The sequence below is a fragment of the Rhizobium sp. PEPV16 genome, from assembly GCF_008919455.1.
Taxonomy (GTDB): Bacteria; Pseudomonadota; Alphaproteobacteria; order Rhizobiales; family Rhizobiaceae; genus Rhizobium; species Rhizobium leguminosarum_Q.
Window position 1 is genome coordinate 31,217 of sequence record NZ_VSZV01000321.1, and the last position, 17,010, is coordinate 48,226.

General features: G+C 59.8%; 23 protein-coding genes and 1 pseudogene. 20 read left to right on the top strand and 4 right to left on the bottom strand.

Features of this window, described 5'->3' with window-relative positions:
• Window positions 1-22 precede the first annotated feature (22 nt).
• The 8 genes from FY112_RS20685 to FY112_RS20715 all read left to right on the top strand — a co-directional run bounded on the left by FY112_RS20685 (window position 23) and on the right by FY112_RS20715 (window position 5,655).
• On the top strand, window positions 23-1,120 hold the full coding sequence (locus FY112_RS20685; RefSeq protein ID WP_151519165.1) for a DUF930 domain-containing protein: 1,098 nt from the start codon (window positions 23-25) through the stop codon (window positions 1,118-1,120).
• A gap of 110 nt (window positions 1,121-1,230) precedes the next feature.
• Window positions 1,231-1,392, top strand: a complete 162-nt coding sequence (locus tag FY112_RS36860) for a hypothetical protein (protein WP_164986508.1) — start codon at window positions 1,231-1,233, stop codon at window positions 1,390-1,392.
• Window positions 1,393-1,468: 76 nt separating this feature from the next.
• Window positions 1,469-2,263 carry an APH(3') family aminoglycoside O-phosphotransferase gene (locus FY112_RS20690; RefSeq protein WP_151519166.1) on the top strand — a complete coding sequence of 265 codons (795 nt, stop codon included), beginning with the start codon at window positions 1,469-1,471 and terminating at the stop codon, window positions 2,261-2,263.
• A 79-nt stretch (window positions 2,264-2,342) separates the two neighbouring features.
• A complete protein-coding gene (locus FY112_RS20695) occupies window positions 2,343-3,149 on the top strand; it encodes an AraC family transcriptional regulator (protein ID WP_017961405.1) in 807 nt (268 codons plus the stop codon).
• Between the two features lie 85 nt (window positions 3,150-3,234).
• Entirely contained in the window at window positions 3,235-4,131 is an 897-nt protein-coding gene (locus tag FY112_RS20700) for a DMT family transporter (protein ID WP_151519167.1), read from the top strand.
• 3 nt (window positions 4,132-4,134) lie between these two features.
• Window positions 4,135-4,827 carry a phenylalanine--tRNA ligase beta subunit-related protein gene (locus FY112_RS20705; RefSeq protein WP_131645820.1) on the top strand — a complete coding sequence of 231 codons (693 nt, stop codon included), beginning with the start codon at window positions 4,135-4,137 and terminating at the stop codon, window positions 4,825-4,827.
• 115 nt (window positions 4,828-4,942) lie between these two features.
• Window positions 4,943-5,341: a DUF427 domain-containing protein gene (locus FY112_RS20710; protein WP_131624124.1), complete on the top strand. Its 399-nt coding sequence runs from the start codon at window positions 4,943-4,945 to the stop codon at window positions 5,339-5,341.
• Window positions 5,342-5,421: 80 nt separating this feature from the next.
• Window positions 5,422-5,655 (top strand): hypothetical protein, encoded by a 234-nt coding sequence (locus tag FY112_RS20715; RefSeq protein ID WP_017961401.1) that lies wholly within the window; start codon window positions 5,422-5,424, stop codon window positions 5,653-5,655.
• A gap of 169 nt (window positions 5,656-5,824) precedes the next feature.
• Here the strand turns inward: FY112_RS20715 and FY112_RS20720 are convergent, their stop codons facing one another.
• Window positions 5,825-6,070, bottom strand: a complete 246-nt coding sequence (locus FY112_RS20720) for a hypothetical protein (protein WP_017961400.1) — start codon at window positions 6,068-6,070, stop codon at window positions 5,825-5,827.
• A 132-nt stretch (window positions 6,071-6,202) separates the two neighbouring features.
• Here FY112_RS20720 and FY112_RS20725 point away from each other — a divergent pair, with 132 nt between their 5' ends.
• The 3 genes and pseudogenes from FY112_RS20725 (at window position 6,203) to FY112_RS20735 (ending at window position 8,952) form a co-directional block, all read left to right on the top strand.
• Window positions 6,203-6,922, top strand: coding sequence for a Crp/Fnr family transcriptional regulator (locus FY112_RS20725; protein WP_017961399.1), 720 nt, complete (start codon window positions 6,203-6,205; stop codon window positions 6,920-6,922).
• A gap of 183 nt (window positions 6,923-7,105) precedes the next feature.
• Window positions 7,106-8,277: pseudogene (locus tag FY112_RS20730) on the top strand (MFS transporter).
• Window positions 8,278-8,280: 3 nt separating this feature from the next.
• On the top strand, window positions 8,281-8,952 hold the full coding sequence (locus tag FY112_RS20735) for a DUF922 domain-containing protein (RefSeq protein ID WP_151519168.1): 672 nt from the start codon (window positions 8,281-8,283) through the stop codon (window positions 8,950-8,952).
• 121 nt (window positions 8,953-9,073) lie between these two features.
• Here the strand turns inward: FY112_RS20735 and FY112_RS20740 are convergent, their stop codons facing one another.
• On the bottom strand, window positions 9,074-9,760 hold the full coding sequence (locus FY112_RS20740; protein ID WP_151519169.1) for an HAD family hydrolase: 687 nt from the start codon (window positions 9,758-9,760) through the stop codon (window positions 9,074-9,076).
• 214 nt (window positions 9,761-9,974) lie between these two features.
• On the opposite strand from FY112_RS20740, the gene FY112_RS20745 reads away from it, so the two are divergent.
• From FY112_RS20745 to FY112_RS20760, 4 genes are all read left to right on the top strand, one after another.
• On the top strand, window positions 9,975-10,328 hold the full coding sequence (locus FY112_RS20745; RefSeq protein ID WP_017961395.1) for a DUF1428 family protein: 354 nt from the start codon (window positions 9,975-9,977) through the stop codon (window positions 10,326-10,328).
• Between the two features lie 116 nt (window positions 10,329-10,444).
• Window positions 10,445-10,867: a secondary thiamine-phosphate synthase enzyme YjbQ gene (locus FY112_RS20750; protein ID WP_131720191.1), complete on the top strand. Its 423-nt coding sequence runs from the start codon at window positions 10,445-10,447 to the stop codon at window positions 10,865-10,867.
• A gap of 121 nt (window positions 10,868-10,988) precedes the next feature.
• Window positions 10,989-11,294: a hypothetical protein gene (locus tag FY112_RS20755; RefSeq protein ID WP_003541573.1), complete on the top strand. Its 306-nt coding sequence runs from the start codon at window positions 10,989-10,991 to the stop codon at window positions 11,292-11,294.
• Between the two features lie 177 nt (window positions 11,295-11,471).
• Window positions 11,472-11,819: a hypothetical protein gene (locus FY112_RS20760; RefSeq protein ID WP_131720192.1), complete on the top strand. Its 348-nt coding sequence runs from the start codon at window positions 11,472-11,474 to the stop codon at window positions 11,817-11,819.
• Between the two features lie 146 nt (window positions 11,820-11,965).
• Here FY112_RS20760 and FY112_RS20765 read toward each other — a convergent pair whose 3' ends face one another.
• Entirely contained in the window at window positions 11,966-12,706 is a 741-nt protein-coding gene (locus FY112_RS20765; RefSeq protein ID WP_131624049.1) for an SIMPL domain-containing protein, read from the bottom strand.
• Between the two features lie 163 nt (window positions 12,707-12,869).
• Between FY112_RS20765 and FY112_RS20770 the strand changes: the two genes are divergently transcribed.
• A complete protein-coding gene (locus FY112_RS20770; RefSeq protein ID WP_246700717.1) occupies window positions 12,870-13,349 on the top strand; it encodes a GNAT family N-acetyltransferase in 480 nt (159 codons plus the stop codon).
• 100 nt (window positions 13,350-13,449) lie between these two features.
• Here the strand turns inward: FY112_RS20770 and FY112_RS36865 are convergent, their stop codons facing one another.
• Window positions 13,450-13,596, bottom strand: a complete 147-nt coding sequence (locus FY112_RS36865; RefSeq protein ID WP_003561157.1) for a hypothetical protein — start codon at window positions 13,594-13,596, stop codon at window positions 13,450-13,452.
• 251 nt (window positions 13,597-13,847) lie between these two features.
• Between FY112_RS36865 and FY112_RS20775 the strand changes: the two genes are divergently transcribed.
• The 4 genes from FY112_RS20775 to mauJ all read left to right on the top strand — a co-directional run.
• Window positions 13,848-14,039 (top strand): hypothetical protein, encoded by a 192-nt coding sequence (locus tag FY112_RS20775; RefSeq protein ID WP_025395381.1) that lies wholly within the window; start codon window positions 13,848-13,850, stop codon window positions 14,037-14,039.
• 139 nt (window positions 14,040-14,178) lie between these two features.
• Entirely contained in the window at window positions 14,179-14,805 is a 627-nt protein-coding gene (locus tag FY112_RS20780) for an outer membrane protein (protein WP_131624051.1), read from the top strand.
• Window positions 14,806-15,154: 349 nt separating this feature from the next.
• Window positions 15,155-15,310 (top strand): hypothetical protein, encoded by a 156-nt coding sequence (locus FY112_RS36870; RefSeq protein ID WP_165504171.1) that lies wholly within the window; start codon window positions 15,155-15,157, stop codon window positions 15,308-15,310.
• Window positions 15,311-16,398: 1,088 nt separating this feature from the next.
• Window positions 16,399-17,010, top strand: a 612-nt coding sequence (mauJ, locus tag FY112_RS20785; protein ID WP_151519170.1) for a methylamine utilization protein MauJ, incomplete at its 3' end; no start/stop codon positions are given.

The following is a 17,010-nucleotide window of genomic DNA, read 5'->3' on the forward strand; positions in this document are numbered from 1 at the left end:
TCGATCACGCGGTTTTTTTCTTTTGTGGCTTGATGCTGCCGGCTTTAGAGGCCACATCGCTGCTGTGACAGAAGAAGACGTAGAACCGGCGGAAGCGCAGCACGAAACGGGAAAGCAGCGGCCTGAAATCCGCTGGGGCGTCGTCGCGTCCGTTGCTGCCCATATTCCTATCGTTGCTCTTCTCATTTTCGGGCTGCCGAAGATCGAGCCGAAGCCTGCCGAAGACGAGAGCGTGAAGGTGGAACTCGTCCCGCCGCCGGAGGAGAAAAAGCCGGAGCCTAAGCCCAAGCCACCGGAGCCGAAGCCGCCGGAAGAGGCCAAGAAGGAACCTCCGCCACCGCCGCCACCACCTCCGCCACCGCCTCCGCCGGCCAGCAAGACTCCCGAGCAAGCTAAGCCGAGGCCCATGCCGACTCTGAGCCCTGTCATCGAGTTTGGCGACAGGAATAGTGGCCCCAAAAAGTCGTTGGCGGGAAATTCTCCTCAGGGCGAAACCAAACCCGCAACAACTCCGCCGCAGCACGATGCCGAACCGGCGCAGATGCCGACAAAGACTGCTGCAGAAAAACCAAAAACTGAGGAGCCTCCGTCAAAACCGGTGCCGGACGACGTGAAGCTTCCTGAGGTCGCGACGACTGACGTTTCCCCAGAGCGAAATGGGCCACCGACAGACGTCTCTGGCGAAGCCAATACAAGTATCGAGCGGGCCAAGCCGCCGGAGCAGCAGACGGCTGAGAAACCGAAAGTGATAGCTAAAGACGATCTGCCCAAGGCAAAAACTCTGTTTTCACGGACGGAAGATGGCAGTTTGTTTGCGCAAACTGCGGTCAGTGGTCTTCCGCGCAAAGAGCGAGTGGCCACGCTTTGCGCCACCGAGCTTCAGGGCCAACTCGTTCACGGTTCGCCGCGTTATTTCCCGTCCGCATTGCCTAGTTTTGGATTGCGAACCGGTACCATCCTTGATGTGAGAGATGCCGCCTTTGGTACCGTCAAGGGCTGGTACCAGGTTCGTTTCCGTTGCGAGGTGGATGAGGACGCGACGAAAGTCGTGTCGTTTGCCCACGAAGTTGGTGGATTGATCCCCCGCAGTCAGTATGCGAAATATGAAATTCGTGACTAGTCCTAGCGATCCTGGACTGCGTCTCATTCGGGAACAAGCCACGCGCAAGGAACCGCACCTAGCCTCTTTTCATGGCCGTGATGATTCCGGTGAAGAAGAGGACAGATGATATGTCGAACGAGATCGAGCGTTTCTTTGAGCATCAGGACGAAGCCGTCAGTGCGCTGTTTCTGGAAAACAAAGGCGATGAGCTGACCGATATTCTGGTGGCTGCTCTGGAAGAGGCTTTCGAAATCCTTCTCGAAGCCGCACCCGCCGAAACCGTTCATTGAGGTCGCAGAGGGCTCGCGCCGCTTGCAGTGGCCCGCCTTGTCGGGATAATGCGCCAGCATCAATGGCCTAGATATCATGTCGATTTTCCAAGAGGATCAACCGCCGCCGGCGAGCGCGCTTGATGCCCGTCTGGCCGGTTACCGGTTCGAACGCGATGCGCTCGGCCGCTCCGCCGCAAGTGTCTTCCGGCTGGAAGCTCCGGGATTGCCGACGCTTTATCTGAAGGTCGAAGAGGTCGGTCCTTTCGGCGAACTCGCTGACGAGGCCGCCAGGCTTCGCTGGGTCAAGGCTTCCGGTCTGCCCTGTCCCGATATCATTGCAGAGGACAGCGACGGTGCGCGCAACCGGTTGTTGATCAGTGCACTGCCCGGGAGTGATCTCGCCAGTGCATCAGTGCTGACGCCGCTTGCGCGGGTTGAACTGCTGCCTGCTGCACTTCTTGACCTGCATCGTCTGCCGATCGCATCCTGCCCCTTCGACCATCGGCTGGAGACACGTATCGCGACGGCAAAAGCGCGGATGCAGGCCGGCATCATTGACGAGACCGATTTCGATGAGATGCGGCTTGGGAGTGCCCAGGTGCTTTTTGCCGATCTCGAAAGCGGGAGGCCTGGCCGCGAGGATCTCGTCGTTACCCATGGTGATGCCTGTCTGCCGAATTTCATCGCTTCGGAAGACGGGTTCTCCGGCTACATCGACTGCAGCCGTCTCGGCGTCGCCGACCGCTATCAGGATATCGCGCTCGCCTGCCGCAGCATTGCCCACAATTTCGGCGAGGCGCTGGTGCAGCCCTTCCTTGATCGCTACGGCATGCCGGCCGCGGATCCGGCAAGGCTCGCCTACTACCAGTTGCTCGACGAGTTCTTCTAAGCAGCCGGTTTAGCCGCAACGATTGCGTCATCTCACGGCGGCTGGCAGAGTATCCGGCGATCGGACCTGCGGGCAGATAATGGCGAAAAACCAGTTCAGGATGTTGCGCTCGGCGCTATCAGGCGTCGAAGCGGTGGAGGCGGCAACGCATCACAGCTTTGCGCGCCATACGCATGAGCAGTTCGGCATCGGCCTGATATCCGCCGGGGCACAGTCGTCGCTCAGCGGCCGCGGCATGGTGGAGGCTGAGGCCGGCGACATCATCACGGTCAATCCGAACGAGGTGCATGACGGCGCGCCGATCGGCGAGGGCCGGTCGTGGCGCATCCTCTATTTCGATCCCGCCATCGTCACCGGTCTGTCGCGAGAGATCAGCGAAGACGGGGCAGGACGATCGGAAATTCCGCATCCCGTCATCCGCAATGCGGCGATCGCCGCCCGTTTCGAAGCGCTGTTTCGCGCGGTGACCGGCGATGGAGCGGCGGACGAGTTGCTGCATGAGGAACTGCTTCTGCAACTCGTCGCCGATGTCATGCGCGAGCGCTGCGGTGCCGAAGAGCGGCCACTGGTGCCGGCGTCGATCCGCGCGGCACGAGACCTGATCGACGACGATCCGCTTGCCGCCGTTTCGCTTGCCGATCTCTCCAGGGAAAGCGGACTCAGCCGCTTCCAGGTTCTGCGCGGTTTTGCCAAGGCGACCGGATTGACGCCGCACGCCTATCTCGTCCAAGCCCGCATTCATATCGCCCGCCGGCTGATCGCTCAGGGCATGCCGCTTGCGGAAGCGGCCTTTGCCAGCGGCTTTGCCGATCAGAGCCACATGACGCGCGTCTTCGTGCGCAAATACGGTCTGTCGCCGCGCCTCTATGCCGGCGCCTTTCTCTGAGCAGCTGCTTTGCACCTGTGCAATTTCGTTCAAGACCCCGACCGTCTCCTGCTGTTTTCTCGGCGCATCCAACAGGAGGCGCTGAATGTCGAGGCAGGTTCAAGGTTATGTCTATCTGGCGCTGGCGATGCTGACTGTGGGAAGCACCGTCGTCGCCAGCAAACTCATCGCATCGGGTCTGCCGCCGTTCAGCGCCACCGCATTGCGCTTCGCCATCGCCTTTCCTGTCCTTCTCCTGCTGATGCGGGCGACCGGTGCCCGGCTGCCGAAACTCTCCAGGCAAGACCGCCTCATCCTTGTCATTCAGGCCGGGGCCGGCAGTGTCGGTTATACGACGCTGCTGATCTCCGGCCTCAGCCTGACCTCGGCGGCCGATGCCGGCGTCATCATCGGCACGCTGCCGGTGGTGTCGGCCGCAATCTCCATCCTGCTGCTGCGCGAACGGCCGCAGCGTGCCCTGCTTCTTGCCGTGGCGCTTGCGACGGCGGGCGTGCTGTCGATCGCCCTCACGCCGGATACGGCCGGAGGGGCGCTCTCCGGCAATGCGCTGATCTTCCTGGCCGTCGTCTGCGAGGGGCTGTTCATCCTGCTGAACAAAAGGCTGAAGACGGAGATTGCGCCGCTTGCGCAGTCGACGCTGATGGCCGGCATCGGCTTTATCGTTGCCGCCATCCCGGCTATTTTCGAAGTGCCTTTCGCAGATGGTATTTCGGCAAGCGCTGTCGCCGCCGTCGTCTATTATGCGCTGGTGCCGACCGTCGGCGGATTTCTGCTGTGGTATGCGGGGGCAGAAAGGGTGAGTGGCACGGAGGCCGCGCTCTTCACCGCGCTGGCGCCGGTTTCCGCCGTCATGCTTGCCTTCATCATTCTTGGCGAGCCGGTCGGGCTCAGCCAGATCGCGGGTATCGCTTGCGTGCTTGCGGCCGTGCTCGGGCTTGCCTTTGCCGGGAGCCGTTCAGTGAAACTTGCCGGAGGGAGATAGACCATGCAGTTCAGCCATTCCGATGCCATGTGGCAGGCCTTTCCGGAGCTTCGCGCCGGCGCGCTCCATGCCGACGGCATCCATGCAGATGCCGATGTCGAGGCGGCAATCGTAAGCTTCAGCGCGATCGCCGAGGCCCGGCTGGTCAAAGCGCAGGAGGGCGAATTCCCCGAAATCCAGGCCTGGCGGCGCGGCTTTTCCCGTATGGGGCTGAAGCCGACGCAATATCGCTGCGCTTCCGAGGCGTTGTTGCGCCGCTTCCGCCAGGAACATGCGCTGCCGCGCCTGCATCCGCTCATCGATCTCTGCAATGCGACTTCGCTCGCCTTCGCCATTCCGGTCGCCGTCTTCGACGTCGAAAAGATCGCTGGCGATCTCGAAGTCCGGCGAGCCAAGGGTGACGAGACCTATCTGACCTTCGCCGGCGAAATCGAGCATCCGGAGGCGAACGAAGTGATCTTCGCAGACGATGGACACAGGGCTCATGCGCGGCGCTGGACGAACCGGCAGAGCGGGCTTTCGGCGGTGCGGGAGACGACGCGCTCGGTGCTGATCGTTGTCGAGGCCTTGCACGTCTCTGCCGGCGACGACATCGCCCGCCTGGTCGAAACAGCTGCGGATGCGCTTGCACGTCACTGGCCGGTGGTGGCGAAAACGGCGATATTCAGTTCGGTATCACCGCGTTTCGAATTCTGAGGTTGATCTCAGGTGTCGTCAGATCAGTAGGTTCGAGGCCTTGGGCCGGCGACATGTCCGCCCTATCTCAGTGGGATCGATACCTCCTGGAGACGAATCCCCCATGTCAGAAAAGATGTCAGATAAGTCGATCAAGATTCCGGGGCCGGATCATCCGATCACCGTTGAGCATAATCCCTCTCGTGTCGTCGTCACGCTTGCCGGCAAGACGATCGCCGACAGCCGCGATGCGCTGACGCTGCGCGAAGCCTCCTATCCGCCGGTCCATTATATTCCCCGCAAGGATGTCGACATGTCGCTGCTTCAACGCACCGACCACAGCAGCCATTGCCCCTATAAGGGTGATGCCGCCTATTACAGCATCATTCCGGGCGGCGAGCGTGCGAAGAATGCTGTGTGGACCTATGAGAAGCCGAATGCCGCCGTCAGCAACATCAAGGACCATCTCGCCTTCTATCCCGACCGCGTCGACGGTATCGAGGAAATGGCCTCTCCGGAAGCCGGCGCTTTCTGACGCTGCGCATGACATCGAAGCCGTTCCGGCGGAACATGTTCGCCACGGGACCGTTAGAGTTATCTAGCCGGGGATGTGTCGTGCCGAAATTCTACTTTCAGCTTTTCGATCGGGATGGCGTCGGGGCGACCGAGACGGGATATGATTTCGACTCTATCGAGGCTGCGAAAGCGGAGGCGCGGCGCGTTCTCGCGGAAATGGCCGCCGAAGGCTTGCCGGCTGCACCTTTAAATATGCTGTCGGTGGAACTCTTCGATGAAAGCCGGCGGCCGCTGGCGGAAATCCGGCTGATTCTCGAAGAAATTTCGAAATAGCCGCGACCGACGTGCCTGCCTTGCATAGCTGTCGGTCGAGCTGAAGCAATCGAAAGACTATGTCAAATTTAATTGCCGGCCACGAGGGCGGCTCTTAGCGTCGCGTCACGATCGACCGAGTCGGATTGATGCGTATGTGTGACCGGCGGCAGCCCTTAAACGGCGGCCGCTATCGTAAGACGTCGAGCCATTCATTGCTGAAGACGAGGCTCGCAACCGTGACCGGATCGCCGCTTTCGTCGCGAACGGTGACGGCGATCGTCATGCGATCACCCGCGGGCAGTTCGTCACGGGCCACATCCAGCAGGATGCGGGTCACCTCTTTTGGAATGTCTTCACGAGATCTGAGCTCGGTGCCGTGCTCGTCGCGCGTGGGACCTTCGCCGTTGTGTAGATCGAAATAGTAGCGAGCCATGTTTTTTCCTGCGCGTCACAGGAGAAATCACAGATGAAGACAATTGTTCCCGAGGCTAGGCATTGATTCTTATAGAAAATACAGGTCGCATCGAAATGGTCAGGAACTTTTGCGCTATCGGCGGACAAACCCGTGATTGAATCTCTGCTCCTGAACCTTGGAAGCCGCGATGTGCTATCGGCCGAGGAGGAAAGCCATCTCAGAGCGATCATCGTCAAAGACAGGTATTTTGCCGCCGGAGAAGATCTTGTCTCCGAAGGGAGCCGACCGGGCTACAGCACGCTGCTGCTCGATGGTTTTGCGGCGCGCTATAAGGTGATGGCCGATGGCAGCCGCCAGATCACCGCGCTACATGTCGCCGGCGATTTCGTCGATCTGCATGCTTTCCCGATCAAGAAGATGGATCACGGCATCGTCGCGCTGTCGTCCTGTCATGTTGCGTTCGCCGATCACGCCGATCTCAAGGCGATCACCGAGGGCATGCCGCATCTGACCCGGCTGCTCTGGCTCGATACGCTGGTGGATGGCGCCATCCACCGCGAGTGGATTGTCGCCATGGGCCGCCGCTCCAAGCGCGCCCATATCGCCCATCTCGTCTGCGAACTCTTCGTGCGGCTGCAGGTGGTGAAGCGGACGCGCGGCGCAAGTTTCCAGTTTCCGTTGACGCAGATCGAGATGGCCGACGTGCTCGGCGTCTCCGTCGTCCACCTCAACAAGACGCTGCAGGCGCTGAGGCGCGAGGGCGTGTTCACCTGGGAGAACCGGACGATCACCATCGTCGACTGGGAACGCCTGCAGGAAATCGCCGAATTCGATCCCGGCTATCTCAGCATCTCCAGGGAACCGCGCTAAAACCGAGGCATCACACAATCCGGTGACACCAGCTCATTGCGATTGACAATTCGTCCATTCGGGCAGAACACCGCTCCGACCTTGAAAACTCTTATAAAGGCTGGCGGACCCGCGCTGCCGGCCGGTGACATCGCAATGGACATATCCTAAGGCCCGGGGAGCGTTCTTCGCCACCCCGGCTATCTGAACTTCGCCGCCTCCCGCGTCTTTTCCTCGCTTTCCTTCCAGTCCATTGGCATCGCCATGGGGTGGATGATCTACGATCAGACGCACAGCGCCTTTGCGCTCGGCCTCGTCGGCTTGTGCCAGTTTCTCCCGATGGCGGTGCTGACCTTCGTCGTCGGCCATGTCGCCGACCGGTTCGATCGGCGGCGCATCGGACTTGTCTGCCAGTTGATCGAGGCGGTGACGGCGCTGGTGCTGGCCGTTGCCACCTGGCAGCAATGGCTGACACCGGCCGGCATCCTTGCCGCCGTCACCGTGCTCGGCGCCGTCGTCGCCTTCGAGCGCCCGACCATGGCGGCCCTGCTGCCGAACATCGTGCCGGCCTCGATGCTGCAGAAGGCGGTCGCAACCTCCACATCGATGATGCAGACGGCGATGATCATCGGCCCCTCGCTCGGCGGCCTGCTTTATGGCCTCCACCCCGTCGCGCCTTTTGCTATCTCCGCGCTGCTCTTTGCCGTCGCAAGCTTCAACGTCATCTCGATCCGCATGCAATGGAGCCCTGCCAAGCGTGAGCCGGTGACGCTCGCCTCGGTCTTTGCCGGCGTCTCCTTCATCCGCAGCCGGCCGGTGATGCTCGGGACGATCTCGCTCGATCTCTTCGCGGTGCTGCTCGGCGGCGCGACGGCGCTGCTGCCGATATTCGCTAGCGATATCCTGCATGCCGGTCCCTGGGGCCTCGGTTTTCTGCGCGCGGCCCCGGCGGTCGGTGCGCTCGCCATGTCGATCGTGCTTGCCCGCCGGCCACTGAGCAGCAATGTCGGGCGCAAGATGCTTGCCGCCGTCGCCGTGTTCGGCGTCGCCACCATCGTCTTCTCGCTTTCGACCAATATCGCGCTTTCCGTGGTCGCGCTGTTCGTGGTCGGCGCGTCCGATACGGTGAGCGTCGTCGTGCGCAGCTCGCTGGTGCAGCTTCTGACGCCGGACGAGATGCGTGGCCGCGTCAGCGCCGTCAACTCGCTGTTCATCGGCACCTCCAACCAGCTCGGCGAATTCGAATCCGGCATGATGGCGGCAGCCCTCGGCCCCGTCGCCACCGGCATCGTCGGGGCTTCGGCACGATCGTCGTCGTGCTCCTGTGGATGCGGCTCTTCCCCGATCTCACCAAGGTCAAGACGCTGCAGGGCTAGCATATGCATGACGCGTTGAAAGCGGCGACCGCTCCCGTTAGGTTCGGCCCGACACATCATTCGGCGGAGCCGCGCGTGACGACAAATTTTCTGTTCTACATGATTGCGGCAGTTTTCACGTCGGTACCGGCCGTGGCCCTGGCCGATTGGCAGGCGGTCGAAGAGGTACGGCCCTATTCGATATCAGGCACGTCGGGGGCCGGGCTCTATGCATCGATCGGCGAGCGTGGGCCGAAGGCCAGTGGCTTCGGCCGGGCGATCGCGCATACGACCTTCAAGCTGACCTGGACCAGGAAATACGAACCGCAGGGAAATGCCTGCGTTATCGTGATCAATCGGCCGAAGCTCATCATCACCTATACGCTGCCGAAACCATCTGCTGCGCTGCCGGCCGCCGTGAACAGCAGCTGGGAGGCCTTCATATCAGGCGTGCAGGCGCATGAGCGGGTGCATGGCGAGACTATCAAGGAGATGGTCAAGGAGATCGAGGCGACGAGCATCGGCCTCACCGTTGCCGACGATCCCGATTGCAAGAAGATCAGGATCGAGCTGACCCGCCGGCTCGGCGAGATCTCCCAGAGACAACGCCAGCGCGGCCGCGACTTCGACAAGATCGAAATGGGTGACGGCGGCAATATCCAGCAGCTCATCCTCAAGCTGGTCAATGGGCCGTGATTGAGCCGAAGCGGATAGCCGGCGACGTTCTCAAGGCGGTATAGCCCAGAAAGCGTCGGGTGCGGCCATCAGGCCGTGGCCAAATGCATGGGCCTCACCTTTGGGAGCGGCTTCGTCGCTATCAAGCCTCGGTGAGTGCGTTCAGATCTCGGACAAGGGTTATCAGCTGCGTCAGCAACTCTATTCGATACCGCGGCGAGGGCAGCGAAGCGGGCCAGGTGTCTTTCGGGCCGAAATAGACGGCATGCATGCCGGCGTTGTCTGCTCCAAGAATATCGGCCTCGGGATTGTCGCCAACGAAGAGACAGTTGTCGACGGGCAGGTCGAGACGGCCAGCAGCCAGCTCGAAAATTTCCCGTGCCGGTTTACGAAGGCCGATATCTCCTGAAATGACCACCAGGTCGAGCCCTTCGTTCAGTCCCGCCGCCGCGATTTTCGGTCGCTGAACATTGCCTTCGCCATTGCTGACGACGCCGATTAGAACGCCGTATTGCTTCAGCGCCGAAATGGTCTGTTTTGCCCCTGACATGGGAACAGCCATGCCGGGATACACTGTCTCGAAGTCGTGGAAGAGGGCTTCAGCAAGGTCGCTTGGAAGGCCGAATGTCTCCGCCAGGCGCGGATAAAGATCGCGCTTTCTGACCAGGCCGGCTTTCTCCAGCCGCAGGAATTCAGCAATGTAGCGCTGTTCCTCGACACCGTGCTCGCCAAGACGAAATCGCTGATACTGGAGCGGCAGGAAGGCGAGGACGGTAGCGGTCTTGTCGATGAGGGTCTCGTCAAGATCAAAAAGGACCGCTCTAATCATGGTGTCCCGCCCGATGCTCACTCGAAGGATTGCTCTGCAAAGCCGGTAAAGCGGAAAACCGGATCGGGGTCAAACCTCACGAATCGAATGGACGATCGACAGCGGCGCAAATCCGAGATGAAAAGGCGGTTGAACGCTTCGTCTCTGGACCTGCCTGGCCGCCGTCCTATCTCCTCCGCCATAACAAGGCGCAGACATGCAGAGGAGGAGTGCAATGTCCTATGTCGATGGTTTCATCGTGGCGGTTCCGAAGGGGAATATCGAGGCCTATAAGGAATTCTCGACCTTCGCCGGCTCGATCTGGAAGGAATATGGCGCGCTCGAATATGTCGAATGCATCGGCGACGACGTTCCTTATGGCGAGCTGACCTCCTTTCCCCGCGCCGTGCAGGCGAAGGAGGACGAGGTGGTGGTGTTTTCCTGGATCGTCTACGGCTCGCGCCAGGAGCGCGACGACATCAATGCCAAGGTGATGGCCGATCCCAGGCTCAAGGGCGACCAGTGGCAGATGCCGTTTGACGGCAAGCGGATGATCTATGGCGGCTTCGAGACGCTGCTCAGGCTTTGATCGCCTGAGGCAAGCTTGACTTTGGCGGGCAAGCTTGACTTTGCCCCGCGCGAGCTTGACTTGCGGCAAGCGGCGCGCCAACTCGCGAGAGATGTTATCTCGAAGCGGAGAGCGCCTTGCCCCAGACGATCCTCACCTTGTCCACACGCGGACAGGGCCTTTACGAGTTCACCCACCAAGCGGAGGCCTTCGTCAGCGCGTCGGCGCAAGAGGAGGGGCTTCTCACGGTCTTCGTGCGCCACACATCCTGCTCGCTGCTGATCCAGGAAAATGCCGATCCCGATGTGCGCACCGATCTTCTCTCCTTCTTCCGCCGCCTCGTGCCGCCGGCCTCCGATCCCGAGATGGGCTGGGTCGTGCACAGGGCCGAGGGGCCGGACGACATGCCGGCGCATATCAAGGCGGCGCTGACGCAGGTCTCGATCGGCATTCCCGTCGCCAGGGGGCGGTTGATGCTCGGCACCTGGCAGGGGCTCTATCTCTTTGAACATCGAGACCGGCCGCACCGGCGCGAAATCGTGCTGCATCTCAGCGATTGAAAGAGTTAATCGTTGTGAATGCAAACTGAATGCCCGGTTCGAACGCCATTCAGTTTGCTGGGTCTACTGTCGAGACAATCCCTGAAGGGAGAGCTTGGAATTCAATCGACGGAGACATCCCATGACGCATTTCCTGACCAAGGCTTCGCTTGCGGCTTTGCTCGCCCTCTGCACTATTCCGGCCACTGTTTCCACGGCGGCCGCCGCCGGACCGCAGACGAACTTCGTCGTCGAGGCGCAGTATCATCGCCCGATCCGCGGCTGCTCGCCGATGCACGCGGTGCGCAAGGCGCGTGATTTCGGCCTGCGGAGAGCCCATATCACCCGCATGTCGCCGCGCGTTGTCGTCGTCGCAGGACGCGACCGCCGCGGCTGGGACAGGATCACCTTCGCGAATGTCCGCGGCTGCCCGCTGATCCGGCGCTGAGGACTGCGGCCGGAGGCGCCGATGCGGCGCTTCCGGTCCGTTTTTGCCTTGACGGTGACACTTTCAGCCGTCTCTTCTCTGACCTGTATGAGTGATTCCCAAATGACGCTTCGGCGTCATGCGGAGTAATGGGAGGGCGGCTCGACCGGCCCGACTTTCAAACGAAAAGGTTTTTCGATGATGCAGTTTCTGGCAAAGGCGGGTCTTGCCGTCATGCTGACAGCCGGTACTCTTGCCGGTACGGTGGCCCCGGCCGCAGCACAGTTGAATATCATTATTGGCGAGCCGGACCGTGGTCCGCCGCAGGATTACCGCCGTCCGCCTCCGCCGCGAGGCTACGGCCGCCCGTCGCGCGGCTGCAATCCGCAGCTTGCCGAAAACCTCGCCCGGGATTACGGCTTGCGCCGCGCCCGGGTTGTCGACATCACCCCGCGCCGCGTGATCGTCCAGGGCTGGACGCGTCGCGGTCCCGATGAAATGAGCTTCGGCAATGTGCGCGGTTGCCCCGCTCTGCGCCGCCGCTAATCAATGGAAGAAAACGCCGCCCCGTCTCCCCGATGCGGCGGCTAAGAACCGCCTTTGCCAGTCTCCCCGGATCGGCAAGGGCGGTTTTCTTTTTGAAAATCTTTTTACAGTGCCGCGCATCTGAAAAGACGCGCGGCACTTTCATTTTATTGTTCGATCGCGAAGGTCACGGTGACACTGACATTGTAATTGTTCTCGCCGCCCTGGACGGGAACGGCAGCGTCGGAGGCCTCCTTCATCATCGTGGCGCGATAGACCGGCTGCGGCATTGCGCGCGGCACATTCTCGTTGATCTCGAGGATGCGGCCGAGCTTGACGCCGGCGGCTTCGCTCAGCGTCTTTGCCCTCTTGACGGCATCGGCGACGGCGGCCTTGCGTGCCTCTTCGATCGCGGCGTCCGGCTTGTCGTTGGTGAACTGGATTTCGCCGCCCTGGTTGATGCCGAGGGTGACGGACTGGTCGATCACCGCGCCGAGCTTGGCGAGATCGCGTAGCCTGACGGTGACCGAATTGATGGTCTGGTAGCCGATTAGTTGCGGCTGCTGCTGCTGGCCGTCGACCGGCTGCGGATAATTGTACTGCGGCTGGATGGAAAAGCCGGAGGTCTGCAGGTCGCGCTCGGCAATACCGCCGCTCTTCAGCGCGGCAAGCACGTCGTTCATCGCCTTGTTGTTCTCGTCGAGCGCTTCGCGGGCGGTTTTCGCCTGCTTGACGACGGCGAGATTGACGACGGCCATATCGGGAGCGACGGACGATTCGCCATCGCCGGTCACCGAAATCACCGGCTCTCGCGGCTTTGCCTCCTGCGCGATGGCGGGCGCTGCGGCGGCAAGCGGCAGCGCCAGAAGTGCGGTCATCAGGACAGTTTTGGTATAAATCGGCGCCATGTTTTCATTCCTTGGTTGTCGTTTCCCGGAACAGCTTTCTGTCGGTTGATTGTGAAGCTATTGCGGCGGAAAAGACAGGCGCATGCGTAGCGAGAAAAAAATCTAAGGGGCGCCTGCGTTGGAGCTTGAACCCGGAGGCCGTCCGCCGACCTTAAAAGCCGAAATGGCTGGATCGGAACCGACGGCTCACTATTATCTGGCGATCATCGATGACGAGGAAGCAATGTTCGAAACGCTCGATCCCGTCCCGTCCGAGATCGCCACCGCGATTTCCAATGGCCTGAACGCCTTCAACGAGAGCGCTGAGATCAGACGCGAGGCTTTTGCCATCGTCTGGCGGGAAAACGGAAGGCTTATCGCCGCAATAACGGCGTCCGTTTCCTTCTCGGTTCTCTTCATCGGCAATCTGTGGGTCGAAAAATCGCTGCGCCTGAGCGGCATCGGCAGAAAGCTGATGGCGGCGGCGGAAGAAGAAGGGCGACGCCGCGCCGCCGTCACGGCCTCTGTCGACACACTCTCGACCCAGGCCCCGGACTTTTACCCGAAGCTCGGATATGTCGAATTCGGCAGGATCAGCGGACATGCCGGAGGCCGGCCCGTTGACCGGATCTGGTTCCGGAAGGAATTTTCCGCCGCAACTTGATCAGAAGCCGCTGGCGGCTTCCCATCAGATATCAACTGGAATGACATTGGAGGACGTAATCGCAGGAGCAGACGAGTCTGTTGACTCGCCAATCGTCCGACTAGGCGCCGAAATCGTCCATGAAGGATGGATGGATAGCGGGCTTGCGCTCTTCGCGTGCGTCGCGAATACGCTGAGGAACCGCACCGAGACCGGCGACGAAGCGGGTCAGGAGATTGCGGTTGAAAAGTTTATGTATGGCACTCATGGCAGTTCACTCATTCTTTTTTTTGTTAGCCGGCAGCATATATTTTGCCCAGGCTGCCATAACAATGGGCAATTTTGCATGACAGTTATGTGACAGTGCATGGCTTGAGGCAGTGGGGCTGAAAAACGATCACATTGGCGTTAGAAGGGGGCCGCCGAGGCCGCTCAACCCCTATAAGTCCTCGCATACCCTCGTGATGGCGTGGTAGATTGCAAACTTCGGCTAAAAATCCCTCCGAAGGAGAAGCTCAGATGAACCGATTTTTCGCATTTATCGCGACCGGAACGCTGATCAGCCTTGCCACGATCATTTCGGGCTGCACTTCGTCCGGAAGCCTCGACCAGACGTCGTCGATCGGCGGCGGTTATTATGAGCGTCAGCCGCTCAATCCGGCGTGCGGGGGTGGGTTCAGACCGAGTGATGGGCGTTCTTGCAGTTATTAGATGGCGCGATACTTGTCACGACCACTTTGGCGCATATGTTCTCTAATCGTATAGTTATGCGAGTGTGTCTTTAGCGTTGCAGCTATTTGTTGAGTTGGCTGTATCCTCTGGCGTGTTGTAAGACATGGGGTAAACGAAAATGAAGCTAACGATCGCCACCACTTTTCTAGCACTTGTCGCAACGACCGCGTTTGCAGCGGATGCCGTAGAGGACATCCCGGCCGCACCCGTTGCGGCTGCGCCGGCTTTCACCTGGTCAGGTCCTTATCTCGGTATCGATGGCGGCGCCAGTTGGCTGAATGGTGATTTCAGCGTCGGCGGCGCCAGCGATTCTCAGGATTTCAACGGCGGCGTCTTCGGTGGATTTGTGGGTTACAATTTTCAGTTCGACAACAACTTCGTTGTCGGTATCGAGGGCAACCTCGAATACAACTGGAACGAAGAGGAAGCGCTGGGCGCGGACGTTGGGACCGATTGGGCCGGCGCTGTTCGTGGCCGTGTCGGCTACGCCTTCGACAGAGCGCTGCTTTACGGCGCAGCTGGTTGGACCGCCACGCGCGGATATGTTGACCTGCCGGGACTCGACAAGGAAACGGAGACCTTCAACGGTTACACCGTCGGCGCTGGCGTCGACTTTGCCATCACCAACAACATCTTCGCCCGCGGCGAGTATCGGTATAATGACTTCGGCGAGAAAGACATTCTCGGCGTTGATGTCGACCTCGATCAGCACGAACTCAAGTTCGGAATCGGCGTGAAGTTCTAAGATTGGCTGTCGGATCAGCAGGAGGAAAGCCCCGCCGGAAAAAAGCGGGGCTTTGTGCGTTTTATGACAATGCTAGGAAAATCCTTCGATTAAGCCTGACTGCAAGAGTGGGTTGAAAAACGCTCGGTCAAAGGTCTAAGCTCCAGAACAACCGTTCGATCTCAATAATGTCCTTGCCGGGCTTGCCGACCGGAATATGTATTTCATACATCCAATTGGCACATCGACACCCTCAAGGTGAAGAGCCAAGATTCTCACTGGTCGCGATTTCGGCGAGTCTGACCGGGGTTGACAGGGGTCACAGCTATCCGCATCAAAGTTGCATACTGGCGATTCAACGGGGGTAACGATGAGCTTTGTCCCAATCGAGCTGACGAAGGAGGAGGTCGCCGAATTGGTCGCCTACCACGGCGTTTCACTTGCCGAGCCACTTCGATTCAACATCAACCTCGGCAACGACGGATCGGTGGTCACCAAAGATGAGAAATCGTTGGCACGTGGGTAATGGACGAGAACGAGCATCCGTCGTTTATCCCGGACGGCGCATCGAAGCCATTGTTTTTCGATGTCTTTCTCGGTTCGCTCTGTCAGCGAATTGAGGATTGGTTGCAGAGCAACACTGGCAGTGTTGCCGGGTGATGGGAGCGCGGGTTGGTGGACGGAAGTGGGAGGTGTTCGCGGGCACGGCCTCGTTGCAGGCGTTTGGCATAGGCCCAAGACAGCAACTTGTTGATCCGCCGAACTTGGCCTTCCACTTGTAAATGCTGGCAAGTAGGGCCGATGAGGCGTCCCGATAACTGACGTTGTCGATCAAGGTTTTGTTATTTGCTGAAAGCCCTTCGCCAGCGCTCGCTGCCACGATCAAGGTTGCCTCGGCCACACCTACAGATGTCGTTTGGACAACGGCGATATAGGGAGCCGCAACCTGTCGAAGGGGTCCCATTCACCCGATTGACTGCAGATCTGGAGTAGTTGGAGGCTCGGTGCGGTCATGAATCCAGAGCGAAGGTTAAGCCCGGTCGGCGAACATCCGCCATCTCGCCAGCAGCTTGCATTGGCAGAAGGCGTCTTGAGGCGCGGATGCCATATCCGGCGCGCACCGGGTCAGGTCGCATTGAAACGCTTGGGTTCCACGGCAAAAGAATAGCAAGCGGCAACGAACAGGGCTTTGGAAAACAAGGCACAAGTCCTGTCGCAAGTCCTTCCAACCAGTAGAGAACTTAAGTTTATAGGGAGAACAACCTGCGACAGGGAAATTCGGCTTCTGTCCCGGGACTATGTGAAGGGACTTTTCGGGCACGGCCGGTGTCATTGGATATGCGGACGCCTACGGCTAAGGTCTCGATCAAGGCGCTCTTGAACGATACTTCGGCTCGATTGGCTTGGCGACGTCGGAGGGCTTTTCCTATAGCAAGGTGAGCATCGAGCGTGCGTCAGCGGAAAAACCGTCGCGGTTTGAATGCACCCTTCCAAGGCTATAGCGAAGTCGCTTGGGGTGCTGAAGCCATAGACTTGCCTGCCGCCGATTCAAGCCCCTTTGAGGCTGCTTCAAGTACCCTTCGAAGGACGCCAAGGAGTTGATAAAGCATAGCCATGGTCGAAAAAGTCGCCGTCCCAAAGTTGCAGGATCTATATGTCGGCCGACTTGCTATGAGAGGCGATTGGGTAGTGGCTTGTGTTCGCTCTCAAATGGCTTGGCCGATTGTAACGACAGAAGTGTTGTTCCGGGAGCGCACAATCTTCCTCATACCTTGGGCCGATGCTGGAGGATCAGCCGGGATAATGTATCCCGCCGCCGCTGTCTCTTTACAGCCTGACGAAGACCGGGATTCGGGGCAGTTGCTGATAAGCCATTTTCTCAGTTCACTGGCCTGGGCACATGGGCAGTCTATCGAGATCGAACAGTGGAGTGGAGGAAATTTGCCGCGATCCATGGGCGGGTTCAATGGGCCATATGTTGCCACCCCTGATTTTCTTCACCCTTACGTGCCTGATCCTGCAGACGCTAAGGCCCGTCTGGCACTTGCCCTCTATCGGGAGGGGCTTGGTCTGAATAATCCTGCCTACGCGTGCTTGAGCTTCTTCAAAATTCTCAACATCTTTAGGGATAAAGGTCCAGATCAAATTGCTTGGATTGACGATACGATTCCTAAGAGCAAAGACAGTCGGAGAGCGCGAAATCGCATCTCCTCCCTCCAGAATTCG